The 19,785-nt window shown below is 60.5% G+C and carries 14 protein-coding genes; 1 reads left to right on the top strand and 13 read right to left on the bottom strand.

What is annotated here, in order from left to right; genetic code table 11:
• Positions 1–14 precede the first annotated feature (14 nt).
• A complete protein-coding gene (locus JNL55_RS16005; protein WP_293855449.1) occupies positions 15–1,061 on the top strand; it encodes a fatty acid desaturase in 1,047 nt (348 codons plus the stop codon).
• Here JNL55_RS16005 and JNL55_RS16000 read toward each other — a convergent pair.
• The 13 genes from JNL55_RS16000 to JNL55_RS15940 form a co-directional block, all read right to left on the bottom strand.
• Positions 1,048–1,767, bottom strand: coding sequence for a Crp/Fnr family transcriptional regulator (locus tag JNL55_RS16000; protein WP_293855446.1), 720 nt, complete (start codon positions 1,765–1,767; stop codon positions 1,048–1,050). The genes JNL55_RS16005 and JNL55_RS16000 overlap by 14 nt on opposite strands.
• Before the next feature lie 436 nt (positions 1,768–2,203).
• Positions 2,204–2,983, bottom strand: coding sequence for a Crp/Fnr family transcriptional regulator (locus JNL55_RS15995; RefSeq protein ID WP_293855443.1), 780 nt, complete (start codon positions 2,981–2,983; stop codon positions 2,204–2,206).
• A gap of 130 nt (positions 2,984–3,113) precedes the next feature.
• Positions 3,114–4,409 (bottom strand): WD40/YVTN/BNR-like repeat-containing protein, encoded by a 1,296-nt coding sequence (locus JNL55_RS15990; protein ID WP_293855440.1) that lies wholly within the window; start codon positions 4,407–4,409, stop codon positions 3,114–3,116.
• Positions 4,410–4,537: 128 nt separating this feature from the next.
• Positions 4,538–6,055 (bottom strand): serine hydrolase domain-containing protein, encoded by a 1,518-nt coding sequence (locus tag JNL55_RS15985; RefSeq protein ID WP_293855438.1) that lies wholly within the window; start codon positions 6,053–6,055, stop codon positions 4,538–4,540.
• Entirely contained in the window at positions 6,052–7,218 is a 1,167-nt protein-coding gene (locus tag JNL55_RS15980) for an alpha/beta hydrolase family protein (RefSeq protein ID WP_293855458.1), read from the bottom strand. The genes JNL55_RS15985 and JNL55_RS15980 overlap by 4 nt, the downstream gene beginning before the upstream one ends.
• Before the next feature lie 65 nt (positions 7,219–7,283).
• On the bottom strand, positions 7,284–8,741 hold the full coding sequence (locus JNL55_RS15975; RefSeq protein WP_293855435.1) for a serine hydrolase domain-containing protein: 1,458 nt from the start codon (positions 8,739–8,741) through the stop codon (positions 7,284–7,286).
• Positions 8,742–8,757: 16 nt separating this feature from the next.
• Entirely contained in the window at positions 8,758–11,211 is a 2,454-nt protein-coding gene (locus JNL55_RS15970; RefSeq protein ID WP_293855432.1) for a TonB-dependent siderophore receptor, read from the bottom strand.
• 87 nt (positions 11,212–11,298) lie between these two features.
• Positions 11,299–12,306 carry a FecR family protein gene (locus JNL55_RS15965; protein WP_293855429.1) on the bottom strand — a complete coding sequence of 336 codons (1,008 nt, stop codon included), beginning with the start codon at positions 12,304–12,306 and terminating at the stop codon, positions 11,299–11,301.
• Positions 12,284–12,859, bottom strand: a complete 576-nt coding sequence (locus tag JNL55_RS15960) for an RNA polymerase sigma factor (protein WP_293855426.1) — start codon at positions 12,857–12,859, stop codon at positions 12,284–12,286. Before JNL55_RS15960 ends, JNL55_RS15965 begins: the two co-directional genes overlap by 23 nt.
• A 106-nt stretch (positions 12,860–12,965) precedes the next feature.
• Positions 12,966–14,420: a serine hydrolase domain-containing protein gene (locus JNL55_RS15955; RefSeq protein WP_293855423.1), complete on the bottom strand. Its 1,455-nt coding sequence runs from the start codon at positions 14,418–14,420 to the stop codon at positions 12,966–12,968.
• Positions 14,417–15,889, bottom strand: coding sequence for a serine hydrolase domain-containing protein (locus tag JNL55_RS15950; RefSeq protein ID WP_293855420.1), 1,473 nt, complete (start codon positions 15,887–15,889; stop codon positions 14,417–14,419). The genes JNL55_RS15955 and JNL55_RS15950 overlap by 4 nt, the downstream gene beginning before the upstream one ends.
• A gap of 23 nt (positions 15,890–15,912) precedes the next feature.
• Positions 15,913–17,124: an alpha/beta hydrolase family protein gene (locus JNL55_RS15945; protein ID WP_293855417.1), complete on the bottom strand. Its 1,212-nt coding sequence runs from the start codon at positions 17,122–17,124 to the stop codon at positions 15,913–15,915.
• Positions 17,125–17,196: 72 nt separating this feature from the next.
• Complete coding sequence (locus tag JNL55_RS15940) at positions 17,197–19,719, bottom strand: TonB-dependent siderophore receptor (protein ID WP_293855414.1); 2,523 nt, start codon at positions 19,717–19,719, stop codon at positions 17,197–17,199.
• Positions 19,720–19,785 lie beyond the last annotated feature (66 nt).

Raw genomic sequence — 19,785 nt, 5'->3', positions numbered from 1 at the left:
GTGAGGACAAGTGCATGAATACCGAATTCAAAGCCGTCCTCGAAGCGCATCAGAACGCCTCGACCAAGCGCGCACTATGGCAGCTCGCAAACACCTTGGTGCCGTACCTGCTCCTGTGGATTGCGATGTACTGGACACTGCAGGTGTCGCTATGGCTCACCGGACTGCTGGCAATCCTCTCCGGCACCTTGCTGGTGCGCATTTTCATCATCTTCCATGACTGCACGCACGGCTCCTACTTTCGTTCTCGGCGTGCCAACGATATCGTCGGGCGAATCGCTGGCGCGCTGACCTTCAGTCCGTACCAACATTGGCGGTGGGAGCACGCGATACATCACGGCAGTGCCGGGAATCTCGACCGCCGCGGAACCGGCGACATTTGGACCATGACGGTCCAGGAGTATTTGAGCGCGCCGCGCCCGCGTCGTCTTCAATATCGGATGACGCGCAATCCACTGGTACTGTTCGTGCTGGCGCCGCTATTCGTCTTCGTCATCAAGCAACGCTTTGCGTCGGCGAACGCGCCGCGGCGACAACGCCATTCGGTTTGGTGGCTGAACCTGACGCTACTGATCAGCACGACGCTACTGAGCTCGATCTTCGGCCTGCTGCCTTACCTGCTCATTCAAGCCATCGTCATCACGGTCGCTGGCTCGGCCGGCCTGTGGTTTTTCTATGTTCAGCATCAGTTCCAAGGCGTGTACTGGGAACGCGACGACCAGTGGGACTACACGGCAGCCGCGCTGCGTGGCAGTTCATACTACAAGCTGCCGAAGGTGCTGCAATGGATCTCAGGAAACATCGGCTTTCATCACATCCACCACCTCAGCCCGCGGATTCCCAACTACAACTTGCAGCGCTGCCATGACAGCGACCCGCGCTTCGCCGAGGTCACGTCGTTGTCGCTGTGGTCGAGTTTGAAATCGCTACAGTTCCGCTTTTGGGACGAGCAGACCAAAGCGCTGGTCGGTTATGCGCACCTTCGCAGCCTGGCTGCAGGCGCGAGCACGGCCAACAAGTTGGGCTCGGTACGTCCGGCGACTGGAATCAATACGGAGTAAGGGCCGGCAGCAGCCGATCGAATTCCTTCTTGACCACGGCGTAGCATTCGCAAGTGCGTGCCTCCAAGCCGACACGGTCGAGCACTTTGATGCGGCCCCGGCTGTATTTGATGAGTCCGGCGTTCTGCAGATTGCCGGCCGCCTCGGTCACGCCTTCACGACGCACCCCCAGCATGTTGGCGATCAATTCCTGGGTCATCACCAACTCGTTGCCGACCAAACGATCCAGGCTCAATAACAGCCAGCGGCACAGTTGCTGATCGAGCGAATGATGCCGGTTGCACACCGCCGTCTGCGCCATTTGTGTCAGCAGTGCCTGCGTGTACCTCAGCAGCAGATGCTGCATGGGCCCGCCCAGCGTGAATTCTTGTTTCAGAAATTTGCCGGACCATCGATAAGCGTAGCCGGCACTCTGCACCACTGCCCGGCTCGGAGTAGTTTCGCCGCCCATGAACAACGACACACCGATGATCCCCTCGCTGCCGACCACGGCAATTTCCACTGAGGAACCGTTCGCCAACGTGTAAAGGAGTGAAACGATCGCGGTGGTCGGAAAGTACACGGCTCGCTGCCGACTACCGGATTCATACAAGGCTTCGCCCAGCGACAGCTCCACCAATTTCAGACTCTTGCTCACGCGCTCCAGATCTTCCGCCGGCAACGCGGCCAGCAGATAGTTCTGACGAGGATCGTGAGATGCCTTCATCGAGAGGGCCTGAGCATAGTTGAGTCCGAACCAGCCGTTTCTGTGCGGTATCGTACACAACTTCACGTCGACCCGGCATCCAATCGGAAAACACCGCGTAAGACGAAGCGTTACACCGGGCGTGACATCGCTGAGTTCGCTACCGCACCGACGCCAGCGCGCTTCCAGCGCACAGTTGCCAGCGACGCGCCGTGACTATCGTCATGGCCCCACCACCCACTTCAAGGAGTAAGCATGCGTCGCACTACACTCGGAAGCCGCTGGAACGTACCGCGCCGGCACTACGCAGGCGGCTGGCGGCAAAATCCATGGATCAACGCCATGTATCTCGCCGTGCATGCTCGGAACGAAAACGCTGACTCCGCTGGCTCGAACGCACAACCGGACCAGCAGCAAACAGCGTCCGTGAAGACTTGGGAAAATGAAGGCGGTAGCCTCAGCAAGTAAGCTTATGCACCGTCCCCCGTCCTGATGCTGGGTCGGTACGTCGCAGGGCTGGCCCTGACAAAGAGCCCAATGCGAGTTCATACATCTCGTTGGCGCCTCGATAACAGGCACACGATGCCGATTCGAGTGCAGGCCCGTCCAGAATAGTCACGGTGCCACGCCGGTAATCGATCAAACCTTCGGCTCGCAACGAGTTGGCGGCATTGGTGACTCCCACCCGCCGCACGCCCAGCATCTGTGCCAGAAACTCCTGGGTGACATGAAACTGATTGCCACGCGCTCGATCGCGATTCATCAGCAGCCGCTGCGCCAGACGCGCTCGCACCTGGTGATAGTGCGAGCAAACTGTCGTCTGGGCCAGTTGTCCCATCAGCACACTCACATAACAGTTCAGCAGCCGGCGCAAAGCGCTGCTGTTCCGTAAATGCCGCTGAAACATGGCAGCACCGAGCCGCCGCGCCGTCCCTGACCGCTGGACTATCGCATGCTGTGCGGAGGTGCCGACGCCCAGGATGAGCGAGGAGCCCAGCATACCCTCGTGACCGACGCTACCAACCTCCAGACGCGAGCCGTCACGCAGCTGCGTGATCAAGGAGACGATGCCATCGCTCGGGAAGTACACATGACTGATCCGCTCGCCGGTTCTGTAGATAACTTCGGCAGAACGCAGCTCGACGCGCTCGAAGTCCGCAAACAAGCGTTGTCGGTCCGGCCCGGCCAAGGTGGCCAGCAAACGGTTCTCGCCGGCACTTTGTTTGAAAGAAACCAATGCGTTCTCGCAGCATGGCAGGAAGATTTTCTAGCCTGGCGCCGAGAGTACTCGTACCGGAGTCAGTGCGATGTACGTTGGCGCACACTGCAAGCAACGTCGTTATTGAAGGCTGGCACGTCAGCCAGCATCACTCGACGACGATCAATCCCTGATTGTCCAGCACCGAGAACAGGCCGTTGCCGAAGTACTGCAGTCGAACAGATTGATACTGTGTGCCGGAGATGAAGCCGGCGGTGCCGGTCGTCGAGCGCGGCTTCGGGTTGTAAAGCGACCCGTTACTCGAGCCGGCGACGAAGCGGCTGCCATCGGCCGATAGGCTCAGCGCATTCCAGATCTGATTGCCTGAGCCAAGGTCCGTCCAGCTGTAGCCGCCGTCGGAGGAAAGAGAGACCACGCCGTTGATAGCGCCGACCATCAAGGTGCTGCCATCGCCGGAGACCGCAACCCCGCTCGGCGACGCCGTGCCGCTCTGGGGTTGCCAGGTGGCACCATAGTCGAACGATACAAAGAGTCTGTTGTTGCCCGTCGTCACCGCAAGCGTGGCACCGTCAGCCGATGCGGCGAGTTTCGCTATGATCGTCGTCGTCGGGACCACGCCCGTCCACGTGGCACCACCGTCCGAGGAGACTTCCACATAGACAGAAGTGAAGGACGCTGCGGCGAGGTGCATGCCGTCGGCGGACGACGTGACGGCGCTCCAGATACTGGAACTCAATCTCTGCTTCCAGGTGGCTCCGGCGTCCGTCGAGGTATAGACGAAGCCGTTGCTATCGGCCGCGATCAGACGCATACCGTCAGCCGACGATGCGACGCTGCTCCACGATCCGAAGGGAGTATTGCTCTGAGCCCAAGTCACACCTGCGTCCGATGACGTATAGATGTAACTGCCAGCGGCAGCAGCGGCGAGACGATTGCCGTCGGCCGATGAAGCCACTCCGCGCCACTGCCGCGTGCCCGAGCCAGGCTGCGCTGTCCAGGTGCTACCGTAATCTGTCGAGGTGTAAATGAGTTGATTGTTTGCGACTGCGGCCACGCGCGAGCCATCGGCGGACGATGCGATGGACGTCCATTCCGCAGAGGGCGAGCGTCGCACCCATGCCGTACCGGCCAAACCCACTCGGATGGATTGCCCTGTATTCTGCGCAACCTTCCAACCGCCGGCACCGACGCCGGAGACTTCGACGATGTCTCCAAGTGCCGCTACAGCAGGCAATGTGATGGTGACTTGAGCGGCATTGTCCGCGAGGTAACCCGTGTTGGTTGCCGCTTGCGCACTGCTGCCGGTGACCTGCACCCAAGTGATGCCCGGACCGGCACTGCCGGCGGCACCAGTCGCACCAGTCGCACCAGTCGCACCGGTCGCACCGGTCGCTCCCACCGCGCCGTCATCACCGCCGCAGCCAGCCAATGCAAGGACTGCCACGCTCGCAACCAGCGTCGCCCCAACTCGCGTCACATTTTTTGACATCACAACACCCGCTACTCCATTCGTTGTTGCGTCCTCGTATCGACATGTAGTGAAAAATCTTTAGGGGATAAACTCAGCCACTCTCAAGGGGACCGAGTCAGCTCCACCCAATGCGGCAATGAGTAGACCCAGAAGCCTTCGAACACCGAGTTGGCGCTGGCAGCGCCGTTCAGCACGTCGCCCCGCAGTTTCAGCCTGAGTTCGGTGACATGCGCATGGCGCTTGGTATCCGCAGTCTCGATCTGCGCCAGCGTGTTACCGGTGAGCGTGCCGTTCACGAACTTCACATCGTTGAGCAGGGCCTCCTGGCGGACGCTGCTACGATTGCCGAAGCGAGGTTCGCCACCGATCCTGACATGCACATCGCCCGACGGCTGCACGCTCAGTTTGATTGGCAACTGTCCTTGGTAGGTATGCACCGTCCCCTGCCAGTTACCGACCAACTCCGCAGCAGGCTTGAATGGCTGGACTGCAGGCGCGCTTGCAGGAGCAGGGTCCTGCCAATCCTTCAGCACGCTCTTCAGCAGTACGTCAGTGAGCTTGCCCGCTCCGCCGTCTGCATTCGCCAGCACGGCGACGCCAACGCGACGCGACGGCACCAGACGAAAATTCGTCGATACGCCCGAGTGACTCCCTGCGTGACCGATGACCCGATAACTGCCTCTGGTAGAGACACCCCAACCCTGCGCGTAGCCTGTTCCATTCGGGGCTGCCACACGCACTGGGCTGGAGGCTTCATCGGCGGGTTGCTCGGACAAGCGATCGATAGACGCATCATTCAGAATGGCGCGCTGATCGGGCAGCGGCGTCTTCAGCATGAACAGTCCCATGCGTGCCAGATCGTGCACGCTTGCATAGACCGATCCCGCGCCTTGATCGGTGCCGCCATAGGCGGGAATACGCTTGCGGTCGTAGTCGTAACGAGCCACCTCATATTTCTCGAGACCCGGCGCGACTTCCACCGAAGAATGCGTCATGCCCAGCGGTAAGAACACATCCTGACGCATGTAGTCGGCGAAGCTCTTGCCGGACACCTGCGCGATCAAATGTCCCAGCACGCCGTAGCCGATGTTCGAATACAAATATCGCTCACCCGCCGGCGCAACCACGATGCCGTAACGACGAATCGCTTCGCTCTCGGACGGCATGTTGCGCATGTCTTCGCCGAAGAAAGTCTGATCGCCGCCCGGCAGGCCCGAGGTGTGATTCAGTAACCGGCGCACCGTGACCTGCTGCGGATCGCCGATCCAGGAGCGCAGGCGATCTTCGCCGAGATAATCGTTCGACGGTCCGTCGAGATTGACTTTGCCTTTCTCAACCAGCGTCATCACGCCCACCGCGGTCAAACTCTTGGACACCGAAGCGAGGTTGAACACTGAGTGTGCATTGACGGGAATGCGATTCTCCATATCGGCCCAACCGAAGCCCTCCTCCCAAACGATCTTGCCGTCCTGCCAGACCGCCACGGCGATGCCGGGCACACCGTTCGCCTGCATATGCTTGCGAATTGCCTCGCGCTCGGCCTGAAACGGCTGAGCCAACACGCCAGCCGGCAAGGCCAGACAGATCGCCGGCAAAACAAACATTCGCTTCAAGATCATGGCTGCCCCTGATGGCTGACGAAGTCGACGTCCGGCCAGGACCGGGCGCCGGATAAAAACGGAGTATTGGCGCTGTCCCGCAGATACTTATCGAAGAACTCCAGCACGTATCGATTGGTAATCTCATGTGCCAGACGCGGATACATCAACGCAGGATCGACCGCTTCGAACAACGTACGATCCGAGAAATGCCGATGAGCGGTGCCGCGCACAGTAAGGTCATACCAGTCAGCTGCCGTTCTGGAGTACATGCGCCAGAACAAACTATCGCCCGCCAGCATGGTCTCCATCCCCGCGGCGCCGGGATCAGCCGGCCGCTCTTTGTTTGCATGCATCTGGAGAATGGGCCGACGTGTGCCAGTCTCCACTGCCTTGATGTAGAGGCGCCCATCCAGATTGACTGCCGCCTTGATACGCGGCTCATCGTGACTAGCCTGCAACGAGGCCACCCCACCCAAGGACCAGCCCAGCGCTCCCACTCGGGACAGATCCAGTCGGCGATAAAACAAACTGTCGCGCCGTTCGTTCAAGGACTGTAAGCGATCCAGCGCGAAGGAGATGTCCGCAACGTGCACGGGAATTTGCAGTTCGGAGATCTGCCGTATCCACTGCTGCAGCATCTCGGTTGCGGATAGCGTCTGGCGCTGTTCGGCACTTACCGCCGGCATGTTGCGATCTCTTTTATAGACATAGCCATCGGGGAAGCGCTCGATGCGACTCACGTCCGTGTGACCAATGCTGATCACCACGTAACCCTGACTGGCCAGGAACTCCGTTTGAAAGGTCCCGCTGAAATGGGGATAGCCCGAGCCGGGGCTGTAGACGAGCACCGGGAATGGAGCAGCCTGGCAGACGATCGGCGCATTCAACACTGAGTTCGTCCGTACTGCTGCTGCCGCATCGAGCCAGGTCGTGCTCGCATCGCGCGGGTACAGTTCGCGGCTTAGAGCATAAGGCGCGCGCGTCGGCTCTCCCTTAAAAGACGCGGGATACCAGATCTGCACCATGAGATGTCGCTTATCGGTGGGGTCCGACGTGCTCAACTCATCGCGTGCCGTGTCTATCCACAACTCCTCGACGGTGCCCGTTTGAAACGGGCCGCGTGCTTCTCCGGCGAATGCATGGACGGGGACTCGAACATCGTCGGCCGCAAGCGCCAGCATCGCAGCCAAGGAGAGGCAGAGCCCCGCAATCAGCGGCACCCTAAAGTGAAGTTGCGCGACCACGGCTACTGCTTGCTCAGCTCGACCCAATGCGTCAGAGCACCGCTGCGCTCGTCCTCCGACATCACTGCCAGGCCGCCATTCAACAGCGAGCCGCGCAGCTTCAAGTTCAAATACAGAATGTCAGGCGCACGCAGCGCCGCTTCTTCGGTATCCAGTTCGCTGGCGAAATTGCCGCTGAATATGCCGTTCTCGAACAGCGCCTCTGACACCAGACTGGTCCGCTGCCCGTTCAACTGAGCGTGCACGTCGCCAGAAGGAAAGAACTCAACAGTCAGCGGCACATCGGCTTTGTAAGTGCGCACCGCACCCGACCACTTCCCCGCCAACTGCGTCGGTGTGGTAAATGCCCCAGGCGGTTGCCAGTCCGGCTTCTTGTCCGTCCGCCATTTCGGCAACACTGTTTGCAGCACCTTGTCGGCAATGGCGCGATGGCGTCCTTGTCTTTGGTTCGTCAGCACCACGACCGCGACGTCCTCAGCGGGAATCAACAGCAGCACCACGCCTACGCCCGGCATACCGCCGCCATGCTCAACCACTCGATAGCCATCGGTACGGTTCACGATCTTCCAGCTGACGCCGTGGCCCTCGTTGCCCTCGGCTGGAAATGTTCGTCGCTGCATCTCGTCCAGCGACGCATCGGACAGAATCCGTTTCTGATCCGCCAGCCGGTCCTTCATATGAAACATCGCGAACCGCAACAGATCGTGAGCACTGCCATACACAGCGGAGGCACCGGCATGATCCGAGTCATAGAAAGGAATGGGTACACCGGCATCCGAATAACGCACTGCTTGATCACGCTCCAGGCCAGGCGGCACGCCGACCGAGGTGCGAGTCAGTCCGAGGGGAATGAAGACCTGCTCCGATAGGAAGGCAGCGTAGCTCTTGCCGGACACCCGACTGATCACATGATCCAGCACTCCGTAGCCCAGATTGGAATACTCCAGCTTCTCCCCGGGCGCGGTGATCAGATTACCGAAGCGCAAAATGGTCTCATCCCGCGACGGCACGCGATACGACTCATCGCTGTAGATGAGGTGGTAGTGCAGCGGCAAACCGGACGAATGATTGGCCACCCGGCGCACCGTTGCATCACGCGCGTCACCGACACGAGCTACCAGCTTGGCGGAGCCCAGGTAGTCGTTCACCGGTTTGTCCAGATCGATCTGCCCGGACTGCACCAGTGTCATGAGCGCGGTCGCCGTGAACGGCTTGGTGATCGACGCCAGCGAGTACAGGGTGTGCTCGGTGGCGGGGACGCGATTCTCGCGATCCGCCCAGCCGAACCCCTCCTCCCACACGATCTTGCCCCGCTGACTCAAGGCGACCGCGACCGAAGGGACATGCCCTTCGACCATCTGCTCGCGGATATATGCACGAACGCTGTCGAAACGATCCGCCGCGTGAACGTCGGATTGCGCGACGAGCAGGCACGCGCATAGAGCAACACTAACTCTCATGAGCTTCGTCCCTGAATCAGTAACGGAACGAAACGGTGCCCATGACCGTCCGGAACGGATCGCGGGTGACACGCACGGCACCGAAGCCGGAGTACATGGTCGACTCCAGCAGATTCCTGATATTCATGCCCACCTGCACCCGATCGGTCACCGGATAGGTCGCCCCCAGGTCGACTCGCGTGTAGGACGGCCACTTGTACAAATTATCGTCGGAGGCGAACCGTTCGCCCACGTGCTGCATCGATGTGGTCAGCGCCAAACCGCGCGCCAGGCCGTCTTGAATTTCATAACTCACGTAGGCTGACAGCGTCTGTTTCGGAACGTGGTAGAAACTGTTGCCGACATTGGCATCGGCTTTAGTGATTTCGGTGGAGTTGTAGCCGTAACCCACATACATCGACAGTCCCGGGCTCGGGCTACCTTCCAGCGAGATCTCGAACCCCTTGGAACTCACGCCACCCAGCGGCAGGCGAAAACCCGGGTGGGCTTCGTCAAACACCAGCAGATTGTCCTTGTCGATGTCGAAGAACACCACATTGCCGGAGAAGCCACTGTCGCTGAACGTCAGCTTCGCGCCGACTTCGTACTGCAGGCCGAGTTCGGGCTGCACCACTGAACCGCGGCCGAAAATGTTGGCCAGACGCGGCACGAACGACTCGTTGCGACTGGCGAACAACGTTATCCAATCGGCCGCGTCATACAGCAAACCAAACTGCGTCGACCAGATCTGGTCCTGCATATCGGTGGAGCGCAGCGCGCCCTGAAAGACCTGATATCGGTCTTGGCTTTCGTAGTCCGAATAACGTGCGCCACCCAGCACATGGAACCGCCCGAGACTCAGACGGTCCTGCACGAACGCTTCGGACACTTTGGTGCTGGCATTGTCCTCATCGAACGGGATGACGTTCGGCAGCACGATGGTGCCGTACACCGGCGTGAAAATATCGATGGGCGTGATGCCGATGAAGGCGTAGGAATAATCCGAATCCGTCTTGGTGTGATCGACACCGACGGCCACGTCGTGAGTAACTGCCCCCGTGCTGAAGCTCCACTTGAGATCCAAGTGCGCAACCTCGGTCTTATAGTCGCCGCCTCGCTCCAAGGTGTAAGAGCGACCCAGCGTGCGATTGTTCGCCGCCAACAAGCCCGTCTGTATCTGCTCCCGATCGCCGCGCGCGCGATGATGTGAGAGTGCGACGTTCAGTGACACGCTATCGCTGAACTCGTGAGAAAAACGCGCGTTTGCATCGAGGTCGCTGTAGAAGATGCTCACCTCTCCGTAACCTTCCGGAGCGGTAATGTTGGTGTCGTACTGCAAGTTGGTGCTCAACGGCAACCGGCCCACAGGATTCGGCACCAGCCCACCGATCACCGGCACACGGCCATCGCTATAGCCGTCCGCCCACTCGACCTTGTCGTAGTAGCCATCGAGGGTCAGCACCGTACGATCGCTGAAACGAAACTCGACCACGGGTGCGACGAATATGTCTTCGAGCCCGGAGTTGTCGAATGCCGTGTCTGTTTTGAAGTACGCAGTGTTCAGCCGAGCACCGATCTTCTCCGTCAGCGGCCCGCCGATGTCCATGCTGTAGTTCTGTTCGTTGTCGCTGCCGAACTGCAGACTGCCGCTGGCACCGAATTGCGACTGCGGACGTTTGGTCACCAGATTCACGACCGCGCCCGGCTCCATCGGTCCGTACAGCACCGAGGCCGGTCCCTTGAGCACTTCGACCCGCTCGACGTTGGCCATCTTCAGCGTGCCGTTGGTGAAACGGCGTGCCATGCCGTTCCAAGTAAATGACGAGGGAAAGCCGCGCGAGCGCACGTCGTCGTAAAGCACATTCGAGGAACCGCTCGGCACCAGGTTTGGCGTGAAGCGCACCACGTCGGTGATTTTCTTGGCCTGCACGTTCTCGATGAACTCGGCATCGAACACGTTGACGGTCTGCGGCACATCGTTGACCGTACTGCGGACGCCCCGGCCGAACACCGTCACCTCTTCCAACTGCGGTCGATTCGTTTTGACCGTGGACTCGTTCGGTGTGCTGCTGGTTGCAGCTTGAGCGAGCACCACTCGCCCCGTGTCAGTGCCGCCGCGGGTGCTCGATGCGGGCACCAAACCGTTGTGGGTCGGACTCGCGTTGCTCGATTGTTCCATCGACGCCGGCGTAATCACCATGGCGCCGCCGGGAGCCAGGTAGACGCGAAATGCAGTTGCCTTCAACAGGATCGCTACGGCTTCCTGCGCGGTGTACTCACCCTTCACACCGTTGGTATGAATTCGTCGCAGTTGCTCGGGTTCATAGACCAGATCGACGTCGGACTGTTGTGCCAACGCCTTCAATGCAGAAACCAGTTCGCCCGCGGGCAGATTTAGATGTGAGCGCGTGTCCGCCGCGGCGTGCGCCGAAATGGCCAATGCACACATCGTCACAATGCTGCCGCACTTCGGCATACGTTTTTTCAACATGCCAGACTCCCACGCGGCTGTAATGAAGTTTGGGCGCCGCTGGGTAATACCACGGACGGGATGCGCAAATCCCGCCACCCCGCGCGATCAATCTTTGGCGCGGACGTCGCCCTCTACCGTTTCTCGCACCTGGACGCCGAAGCCGTTGCGAAGCACGTGAATGAAATCGTCGGCATTGGTCGCACGAAACTTGCCGCTGATACGCAGTGACGCGAGCTTGGGTCCCTCGACCTGAATCTTGCGCGATGTATAGCGATTGAACTCAGTCACGGCATCGACCAACAAGGTTTCATCGAAGATGAGATAGCCTCGCCGCCAGCTCAATGCGTCTTCAGCCTCACGCACTGACCTTCTCTGCACCAGCACGGCGGCGTTGGCAGTGTGCGCCACTTCACCAGCGGTCAGCAGTTCCGAGATCGCGCTGCCGTCCTTCTGCTCGAGCCGCACCTTGCCCTCAGTGACCACGACTTGCAGATCCTCGCCGTAGCGGCGAACGGAGAACTGCGTGCCGACTGCGACCACGCGCTTGCCACCGATGTCGACCACGAAAGGTCGCGAGGCATCCTTGGCCACCTCGAAGAATGCTTCGCCGGCATCGAGCGCGATGTAACGCTGCGTTTGGGTCAACGCCACCCGAACCTTACTGGCCGTGTTCAGCGTCATGGTCGAGCCGTCGCTCAATGGAATGGACGACACGCCGCCGATCACTGTGGTGTAACGACCGTCAGAGTTCGACGAGTTGAAGTAAACGCCCGCTGCCACTGCCAGCAGCACACTGGCCGCCAGCGCGACCAGCCTTGGCCGCGACACGCGAACCAGCGGGCGCGCCGCTGCGTCAGAGCGCTTTCTGAAGAAAGGCGATGTCCCCCAGCGTCCGCGGCGGGGAGGAATGCCAGGCTTCGCCCCCGCGGCGAGGGCTTTCAGACGGGCGATGCGTTCCCACCCAGCCTCCAGGCGCAGGAAAGCGACGCGGTTGGCCGTGTCCGCCTCCAGCCAGTCGGCCAGTTCCCGCTGCTCCTGTTCGCTCAGCAGCCCGGTATCGCGCTTGGCCAGCCAGGCGCTCGCGCTGGCTTCAATCTGCTTGCTGCTTTCCATGCTCGTTGCGCTCCTCAGGGGCCGGCTTGGTGACGATGGCGATCGCCTTCCCGAACACCGCGTCCGTCAGCTGCCTCATGGCTTTCATGATGTGTTTCTCCACGGTCTTCTCGCTCAGCCCCAGGCGGGCCGCCACCTCTCGCTGTGAAATCTCATCGACTCGACGCATCCAGACCACTTGCCGGCGTGTTTCCGGCAGCTCGTCGAAGGCCTCCGCCAGCTGTCGCAATTCCTGATGCGCGAGCGTGCGCTGCTCGGGCGACAAATCGTCCACCAACACGTTCAGCGCTTCGAGATCCCCGACCGAATCGATGGCCACGATCCGCTGCTTACGGATGCGGTCAGCCATCAGGTTGCGTGCAATCGAGAAAATGAAAGGCCGGGCCGAGGTCGGAATATGCTTGCGCGCCGACTCGTAGGCCCGAATGTAGGTTTCCTGCCGCAGGTCGTGAATGTCTTCGGGATTGGGCCAGCAACGACTCAGGTAGCGGGTCAACGCGTCTTCGTGCACGACGACCTCGCTTTTGAACCAGACGTCCAGCGGCTCACTCATCGGTACAAGATAAACCCGCCAGCGGTGCGAAACACACCGCTGCAAATATTTTCCTGGAGCCGTAGGGAAATGCGCCCGCCGTCCGTGGTACTTCAAATGGGCGGCATCAGTTCCTTCGCAACTCCACCCAATGCGTCAGCGCGCCGGCGCGCCAGTCCTCCGATGTGGTGGCAGCCCCGCCGGTGAGCCGATCGCCGCGTAGGCGTAGCGACAAGTCGAGCATGCCAGGATCGTTCCAACGCGCATCCGGCGTATCGAGCTGGCCAGCCATCAAGCCTTCGAACAACCCGTCGTTGTACCGGACCTGCCGCACGATGCTCACATGTTGACCGCGAAGGCCGGCACGCACTTCGCCCGAGGCCAGAAATTCGACGGTGATGGGGATCTCCGATTTGTAAGTGTGCAGGCTGCCCGACCACTTGCCTTGCAGTTGGGGTCCGGGCACGAACGGAGGATTGTCGCCACGTTCTTGCTTCGGCTGCGGCCGCCACTTGGGTAGCAGTGTCTGCAGCACCTTGTCCGCAATGGCGCGATGGCGACCCTGCCGATGATTGGTCAGCACCGCGACCGCGATGTCTTCAGAGGGAATCATCAACAACACCACGCCGACGCCCGGCATGCCGCCGCCATGCTCGACGGTGCGGTAGCCGTTGTCGCGATCCACGATGTTCCAGCTGACGCCGTAGCCCGACCGCTCCGATTCGTTGACGGTGCGACGCTGCATCTCATCGAGTGACGCATCGGACAGGATGGCTCGCTGGTCGGGGCGATGATCTTTCAAATGAAACATCGCGAACCGTACCAAGTCGTGAGCACTGCCATAGACCGCCGAGGCACCTTGGTGATCCGAATCGTAGAATGCGATTCGCGATCCATCGGGGTTGTAACGCACGGCTGCCAGAGATTCGGTCGCGGGACTGAGGCCCACCGACATGCGCGTGAGCCCGAGCGGAGCGAACACTTCGGCGGCCATGAAATCCGCATAGCTCATGCCCGAAACCCGGCGGATGATGTAGTCGAGCACCCCGTAGCCGAGATTCGAATACTCGACACGTTCGCCGGGCAACGTGATCAAGTTGCCGTAGTGAGCGAGGGTCTCCTCGGTGGACGCCTTGCGATAAGGCTCATCGCTGTAGATCAAGTGATAGTGCAACGGCAGCCCTGAGGAGTGATTGGCCACTCGTCGCACCGTCGCATCGCGTGCATCTCCCACTCGTGCTTTGAGCTGCGCGGCACCGAGGTAGTCGTTCACCGGCTTGTCCAGATCCACCTTGCCGGCTTGAACCAATGTCATCAGCCCAGTGGCAGTGATCGGCTTGGAGATGGACGCGAGCGAGAACATCGTGTGCTCAGTGGCGGGAATACGATTCTCGCGATCCGCCCAGCCGAAGCCCTGCTCCCAAACGATGCGCCCTCGCTGACTGACAGCCACGGAGATACCCGCGATATCGCCCTCGACTCGCTGCGCCTCGATGAAGGAGCGAACCGAATCGAATCGATCGGCGGCGCCTGCCTGCGCGATGCCAGCCAACGACAGCAGCAGGACTGCAAGATTTCTCATGGCGAATTCCTCTGCAGCTCGGTCCAATGCGGCAGTCCATAGACCCAATTCACTTTGGGATCGTTGATGTTGTTCGCGGCCACGCTGCCGTTGAGAACGGCGCCTCGCAGCGTGAGATCCAGCGCCACTTCATGCGGATAGCGCTTGGTGTCCCCAGTCGGGATCTGACTGAGCGCATAGCCCTTCAAACGGCCTTTTTCGAATGTCACATTGTTCAACAGCGTGGTCCGCTGCGAGCCAATCTGCACATGAACGTCGCCACTCGCCAGCACTCGCAACCGAATCGGCAGTTCGCCTTCGTATGTATGGACTTTGCCGCTCCACTCTCCCTGCAACTCGGCCGTCGGCTGAAACGCCGGCGGCGGTGTCGGTGCTGCGTTCTGCGACGGCAGCGAGTTCCAGTCGGGCAGCACTGACTGAATCACGGCATCGCGCATGCGATACAGCTTCGAGCCCACGGACGCATTCACCAGCATGACGACGCACAAGTTCTGCGACGGGATCATGGACAGATCGGTGGTCACACCCGCCATCGAGCCGGCATGGCCATACGCCACATAGTTGCCGTACTTGCGGGCCTGCCAGCCCACCGTACCGATCATGCCGCCATCGTCGGAGGGCGAGGCACTGGTCATCTGATCGACGGCGGCGTCGTTCAAGATCGGACGCTGATCGCGCAGACGGTTCTTCAAGAAGAACATGCCCAAGCGCACCAAATCGTGAGCACTGGAATAGGCCGCCGCTGAGCCCGGCTCGCCGAATCCATACATCGGCACCGGCTGACGAGTGCGGTCATAGCGCACCGCCTGAAACCGTTTCAGCTCCGGACCGACATCGACGGCTGAATGCGTCATACCGAGAGGCATGAACACTGCGCTTCGCAGGTATTCGGAGTAGCTCTGGCCCGACACACGTTCGATCACATAACCGAGCGCGCCGTAGCCCAAGTTGGTGTATTCCCAACGTTCTCCCGGGACCGCAACCACGTCGCCATAACGCAAAAGGGTTTGTTCCATCGACGGCGTGAGCGCGCGCTCGTCGCCATAGAAGAACTGACTGCCGCCGGGTAACCCAGAGCTATGATCGATCACTCGACGAACCGTGACAGCCTGCGGATCGCCAACGCGCACTCGCAACTTCGCGTCGCCCAGATAGTCATTGATGGGACGATCCAGCTCGAGCTTGCCCGCCTGCACCAGCGTCATCAGGCCGGTGACCGTGATCGGCTTGGTCAACGACGCCAGCGAGTACATCGTGTGCTCAGTGGCGGGAATTTGTTGTTCCTTGTCCGCCCAGCCGAAGCCCTGCTCCCACACGATCTTACCGCGATACGCAACGGCGACGGCCACCGAGGGAATGCTCGCCTCGACCATTTGCTCGCGAATCGTTGCACGCGCGGCATCGAAACGATCTGCTGCATGCGACGGCAGCGCTGCCACCATCAGCAGCGCAAGACTGATTGATTTCATCTCAGAAACGATCCTCGTAGAAATTATTGTGTCCGGCTGCTGATCACCGGCGCGTCGGCCAGGCGCTTCTGCCCCGACAGCAATGGAGTATCGACTCGCCCACGCAAATAGCGATCGAAGAACTCCAACGTGAAAGCATTGGCGATGTCGTGCGCGAGGCGCGGGTGCATCTCTTCGGCATCAGCCGGTTTCAGCAGCGTGAGATCGGAATAGTGTTGGTGAGTCGTGCGACTGACGGTGACCTCGTACCAGTCAGCATCGGTGTGGGAAAACATGCGCCACACCAGACTGTCACCCACCAGCTGTACCTCGCGATCGGCCGCCGTGGGCATAGGCCTGATTCGCCGGTCAGCATGCATCATCAACAACGGCCGATGCGAGCCGGTATCGATGGCGTCGGTGTACAAGCGCCCGTCGAAATTGATAGCTGCCTTGATGCGCTCATCGTCGCGGCTCGCCTGAAACGAAGCAGCGCCGCCGAGTGACCAACCCAAGGAACCCACGCGAGTCAGATCCAAGCGCTGATAGAAGAAATCGCCGCGCTGTGCTGCCCTCGCCTGCAGGCGATCCAGTACGAAGCTGATATCTCGAACATGCAACGTCACCTCGTTGGCCGAGATCTGTCGAATCCAAGACCAGAGTTCTTCTACCGCAGTCAGCGTCTTGCGTTGCTCATCGGTCACGGCCGGGCGATTGCGGTCGGCGCGATACGTGCTGCCATCCGGGAAACGCTGGATCCGCGTGACATCGGAATGCCCGACCGACACTACGATGTAGCCGTGACTGGCCAGAAACTCCGTTTGAAACGTTGCGCTGAAGGGTGTGTAGCCCGCGCCCGGGTTGTAGATCAGCACCGGGAATTGCCGCGGCTCGGCGGCCAACGGCGCATTCAACACTGACGTGGTACGCACAGCGCGAGCGCGATGCATCCAGCTCTGCTTCTCATCGTTCGGATACAGCTGCGGGCTCAGCGCATAAGGGGCTCGCGGCGGATCGCCCTTGAACACCGCTGGATACCAAACCTGGATCAGCAGCTTGCGTCGATCGTTCGGATCGGTGGTAGCGTCATCGCCGCGCTGTGAGTCAGTCCAGAGTTCTTCGAACGTGCCGGTCTGGTACGGGCCGCGCTGGTCGCCGGAAAATAATCCGTCGGGAACGCGAAAGTCAGCAGCGAACGACGGCGCCGACCACGCCAGGAAAAACGCGACCCAGAAGTAATGTGCCGGGCGAATCATTCGTCTCCTCCTGCCAAAGAATCGCGCACCGGGCTTTCGAACCCGGTGCGCGGCGTTCTCATCCGAGGAGCGCTACCAACGTGCCATCATCTTCAAGACATAGCTACGCGGCATGCCATAGACGTTCTCTCGATCCGTCGTGCCGAGCACCTGGTAGTAAGTCTTGTCGGTCAGGTTTTCGCCGTACAGCGCGACCGTCCAATGATCGTCGATCCGAAACTGCACCGACGCGTTCCACAAGGCATACGAGCCTTGCGCGAACTTGTACGGCACCAACGTCGTGCTGGTGGCCGACTCGAGCGCCGTGCCGGTGATGTAACTTTCCGTCTGCGCCACCACACCGCCGTTGACCGTCCAGCGTGCCAGATCGCCCGGCAGCTGCCAGGTGGTCCACATCTTGAACATGTGCTTGGGCGTCAGATTCAGAAAGTACTTGCCGCTCGAATAGCCATCGGTCGGATCGTCTTCGGAACGATTGCTATTGAACGTGTAGCCGGCGAACAGCTGCCAACCCGGCAGCAGCGTGCCGCTGATTTCGGCATCGACGCCCTGGCTGATGACGTTGGCCTGCTTGATGTAACAGCAGTACGAACCGTCGGCACCGGGAGAAAGCAAAGCGTAGGCAGGATCTTGCAAGCCCTGGCCATTGCGCTCGACTCGATACAGTGCGGCCGCCAGGTTGATGCGTCCGTTCAATTCACCCTTGACGCCAACCTCGAAGCCCGTGCCCGTGATCGGATCCAGCGGCGTGCCCGGCAACGGACCTTGCAGCAGATTGGCCTGCACTTCGAAGGTTTCCGAGTAGCTGGCATATGCGGACCAGTCGTTGGCGAAGTCATAAGTCACCGCAACGCTGGGAATGAACGCCGTGTCATCGTAGCGAGTGCGCGACGGCGTACCGACCACACCGGCCGCGGACACCGAACGGAACTCCTGGCGATAACGAAACTCGCTGTAGCGTCCACCGAGCGTCAGTCGCAAGGGCTCGGCGAGTTGCAGACCGACGGTCGCATAGAAGCCGTTCTGATCGCGTTCGTTCACCGGATACAGTCCGCTCAGTAGCGGCGTGGGTTCCGCATAGAGCGACTGGTTGAAATTGAACACGTCCAGCGGCTGTGCCGTCGCAAAGGTGTAGCCGGGCATGGTGTAGTTACGCTGGCCGCCGCCGTCGATCTTGGCGTAGTCGGTGCCGACGGTGTAACGATGACTGCGCCCGAACAACTCGAACGTGCCGCTGGCGGACAGGTCCACCAAGTTCTGTTCCGACGTGAAATCGCCACCGGTGGCTCTGGCCGTTGCGCCAGTTCGCGTCACTGGATTGATCGACACGCGAGTGAACATCGAACGCGACTCGCTGTCCTGTTCGATGTGCGTCAGATTGAGCTTCACCACGCCGTCGCGGCCGTACTGCTGCTCGAGGCGAGCAAATACCTCTTTGGTTTCGAAAAACCAGTGGCTCCAGTCGGCGGACAGGTTGGTGCTGCGAGGGAGATTCAGATCGCGACCATCGGTGTAACGCGGTAAGCCGTTGTTGCTGTACGCGCTCTCGTCACGGTCTTCGTAGCTCGCACCGACGGCGAGCAAGGTCGAATCCGTGATGTCGACTTCGAGCGTGCCATAACCGACGATTTTCTCGGTTTTAGCGCGATCGACGAAGTAGCCTTTATCTTCGTACGCACCCACGAGCCGGCCTCGCACGCGACCGCTGTCGGTGAGCGCGCCAGTCACGTCAACTTCGCTGCGATAGTTATCCCAGCGCCCGGCGGACAGATTCACCTTCAGACCGAACGCGTCCGAGGCTTTCTTGCGAACCAGGTTGATGACGCCGCCAGGACCGCCAGCGCCTGTGTACATGCCGTCCACACCGCGAAGCATTTCGATGTGATCGTACGAAGCCATGTCCGGCACCAGAAACATGCCGAAACCGCCAGTGAATGCCGGTGCACCACCATCGATCTGCAGCGTGTTCACTCGATAGCCGCGGGAAAAGAAAAAGCTGTCGGTGCCGCCGTTGCTATAGCTCTGCACGGTGACGCCGGTGGTCTGATTCAAGGTCTCCATCAGTGAGCTCAGGTTCTGAGCTTCGATGCGCTCGCGCGTCACTACTGTGACCGACTTCGGCGTCTCGCGCAGCGACTGACCGGATTTTGAGCCGATGCTGAGCTGATCGGCGAGCGAGCCGAACACGTTCACCGACTCGATGATTTCATCGCCGAGTGAAGTGCGTTCGGCGCCCGACGCGCCTTGACCGCCGCTAGTGCTGTGCTCCGAGCCGACGACCACGGTCAAGGTCCGCTCGCCGATTTGTTTGTAAGAAAGATCCGTTCCCTGCAGCAACCGTTGCAAGGCTTCCTTGATGGTCATCTGTCCGGCGAGTCGCGGCGCGTTGCGCTCCGGAATCGCACCCATCGGCAGCACCATCTGAAAGTCCGCTTGCTGAGACAGCTCCAGCAACGCCTTGTCGAGCGGTTGTGCGGCCACCTCGAACTTGATGCTGCGATCCAAGTCGCCCGCCAGCGCCGGCGTCAGCCACGCCGATGTGAGTAACGCGCTGTAAATCAAACGCCGTAACAAAGTACTGTTCCGCTTCTGCACGCTCATCTCCCCAGTTTTTGTATCTACGCAAGCTAAGACGTCGAGCCTGCGCAAAACTGACAGGAG

It is taken from the genome of Steroidobacter sp. (assembly GCF_016790065.1).
In the GTDB taxonomy this organism is placed as follows: domain Bacteria; phylum Pseudomonadota; class Gammaproteobacteria; order Steroidobacterales; family Steroidobacteraceae; genus Steroidobacter.
Note: the sequence above shows the minus strand (reverse complement) of the source record. Positions and strands in the feature narration are given on the sequence as shown.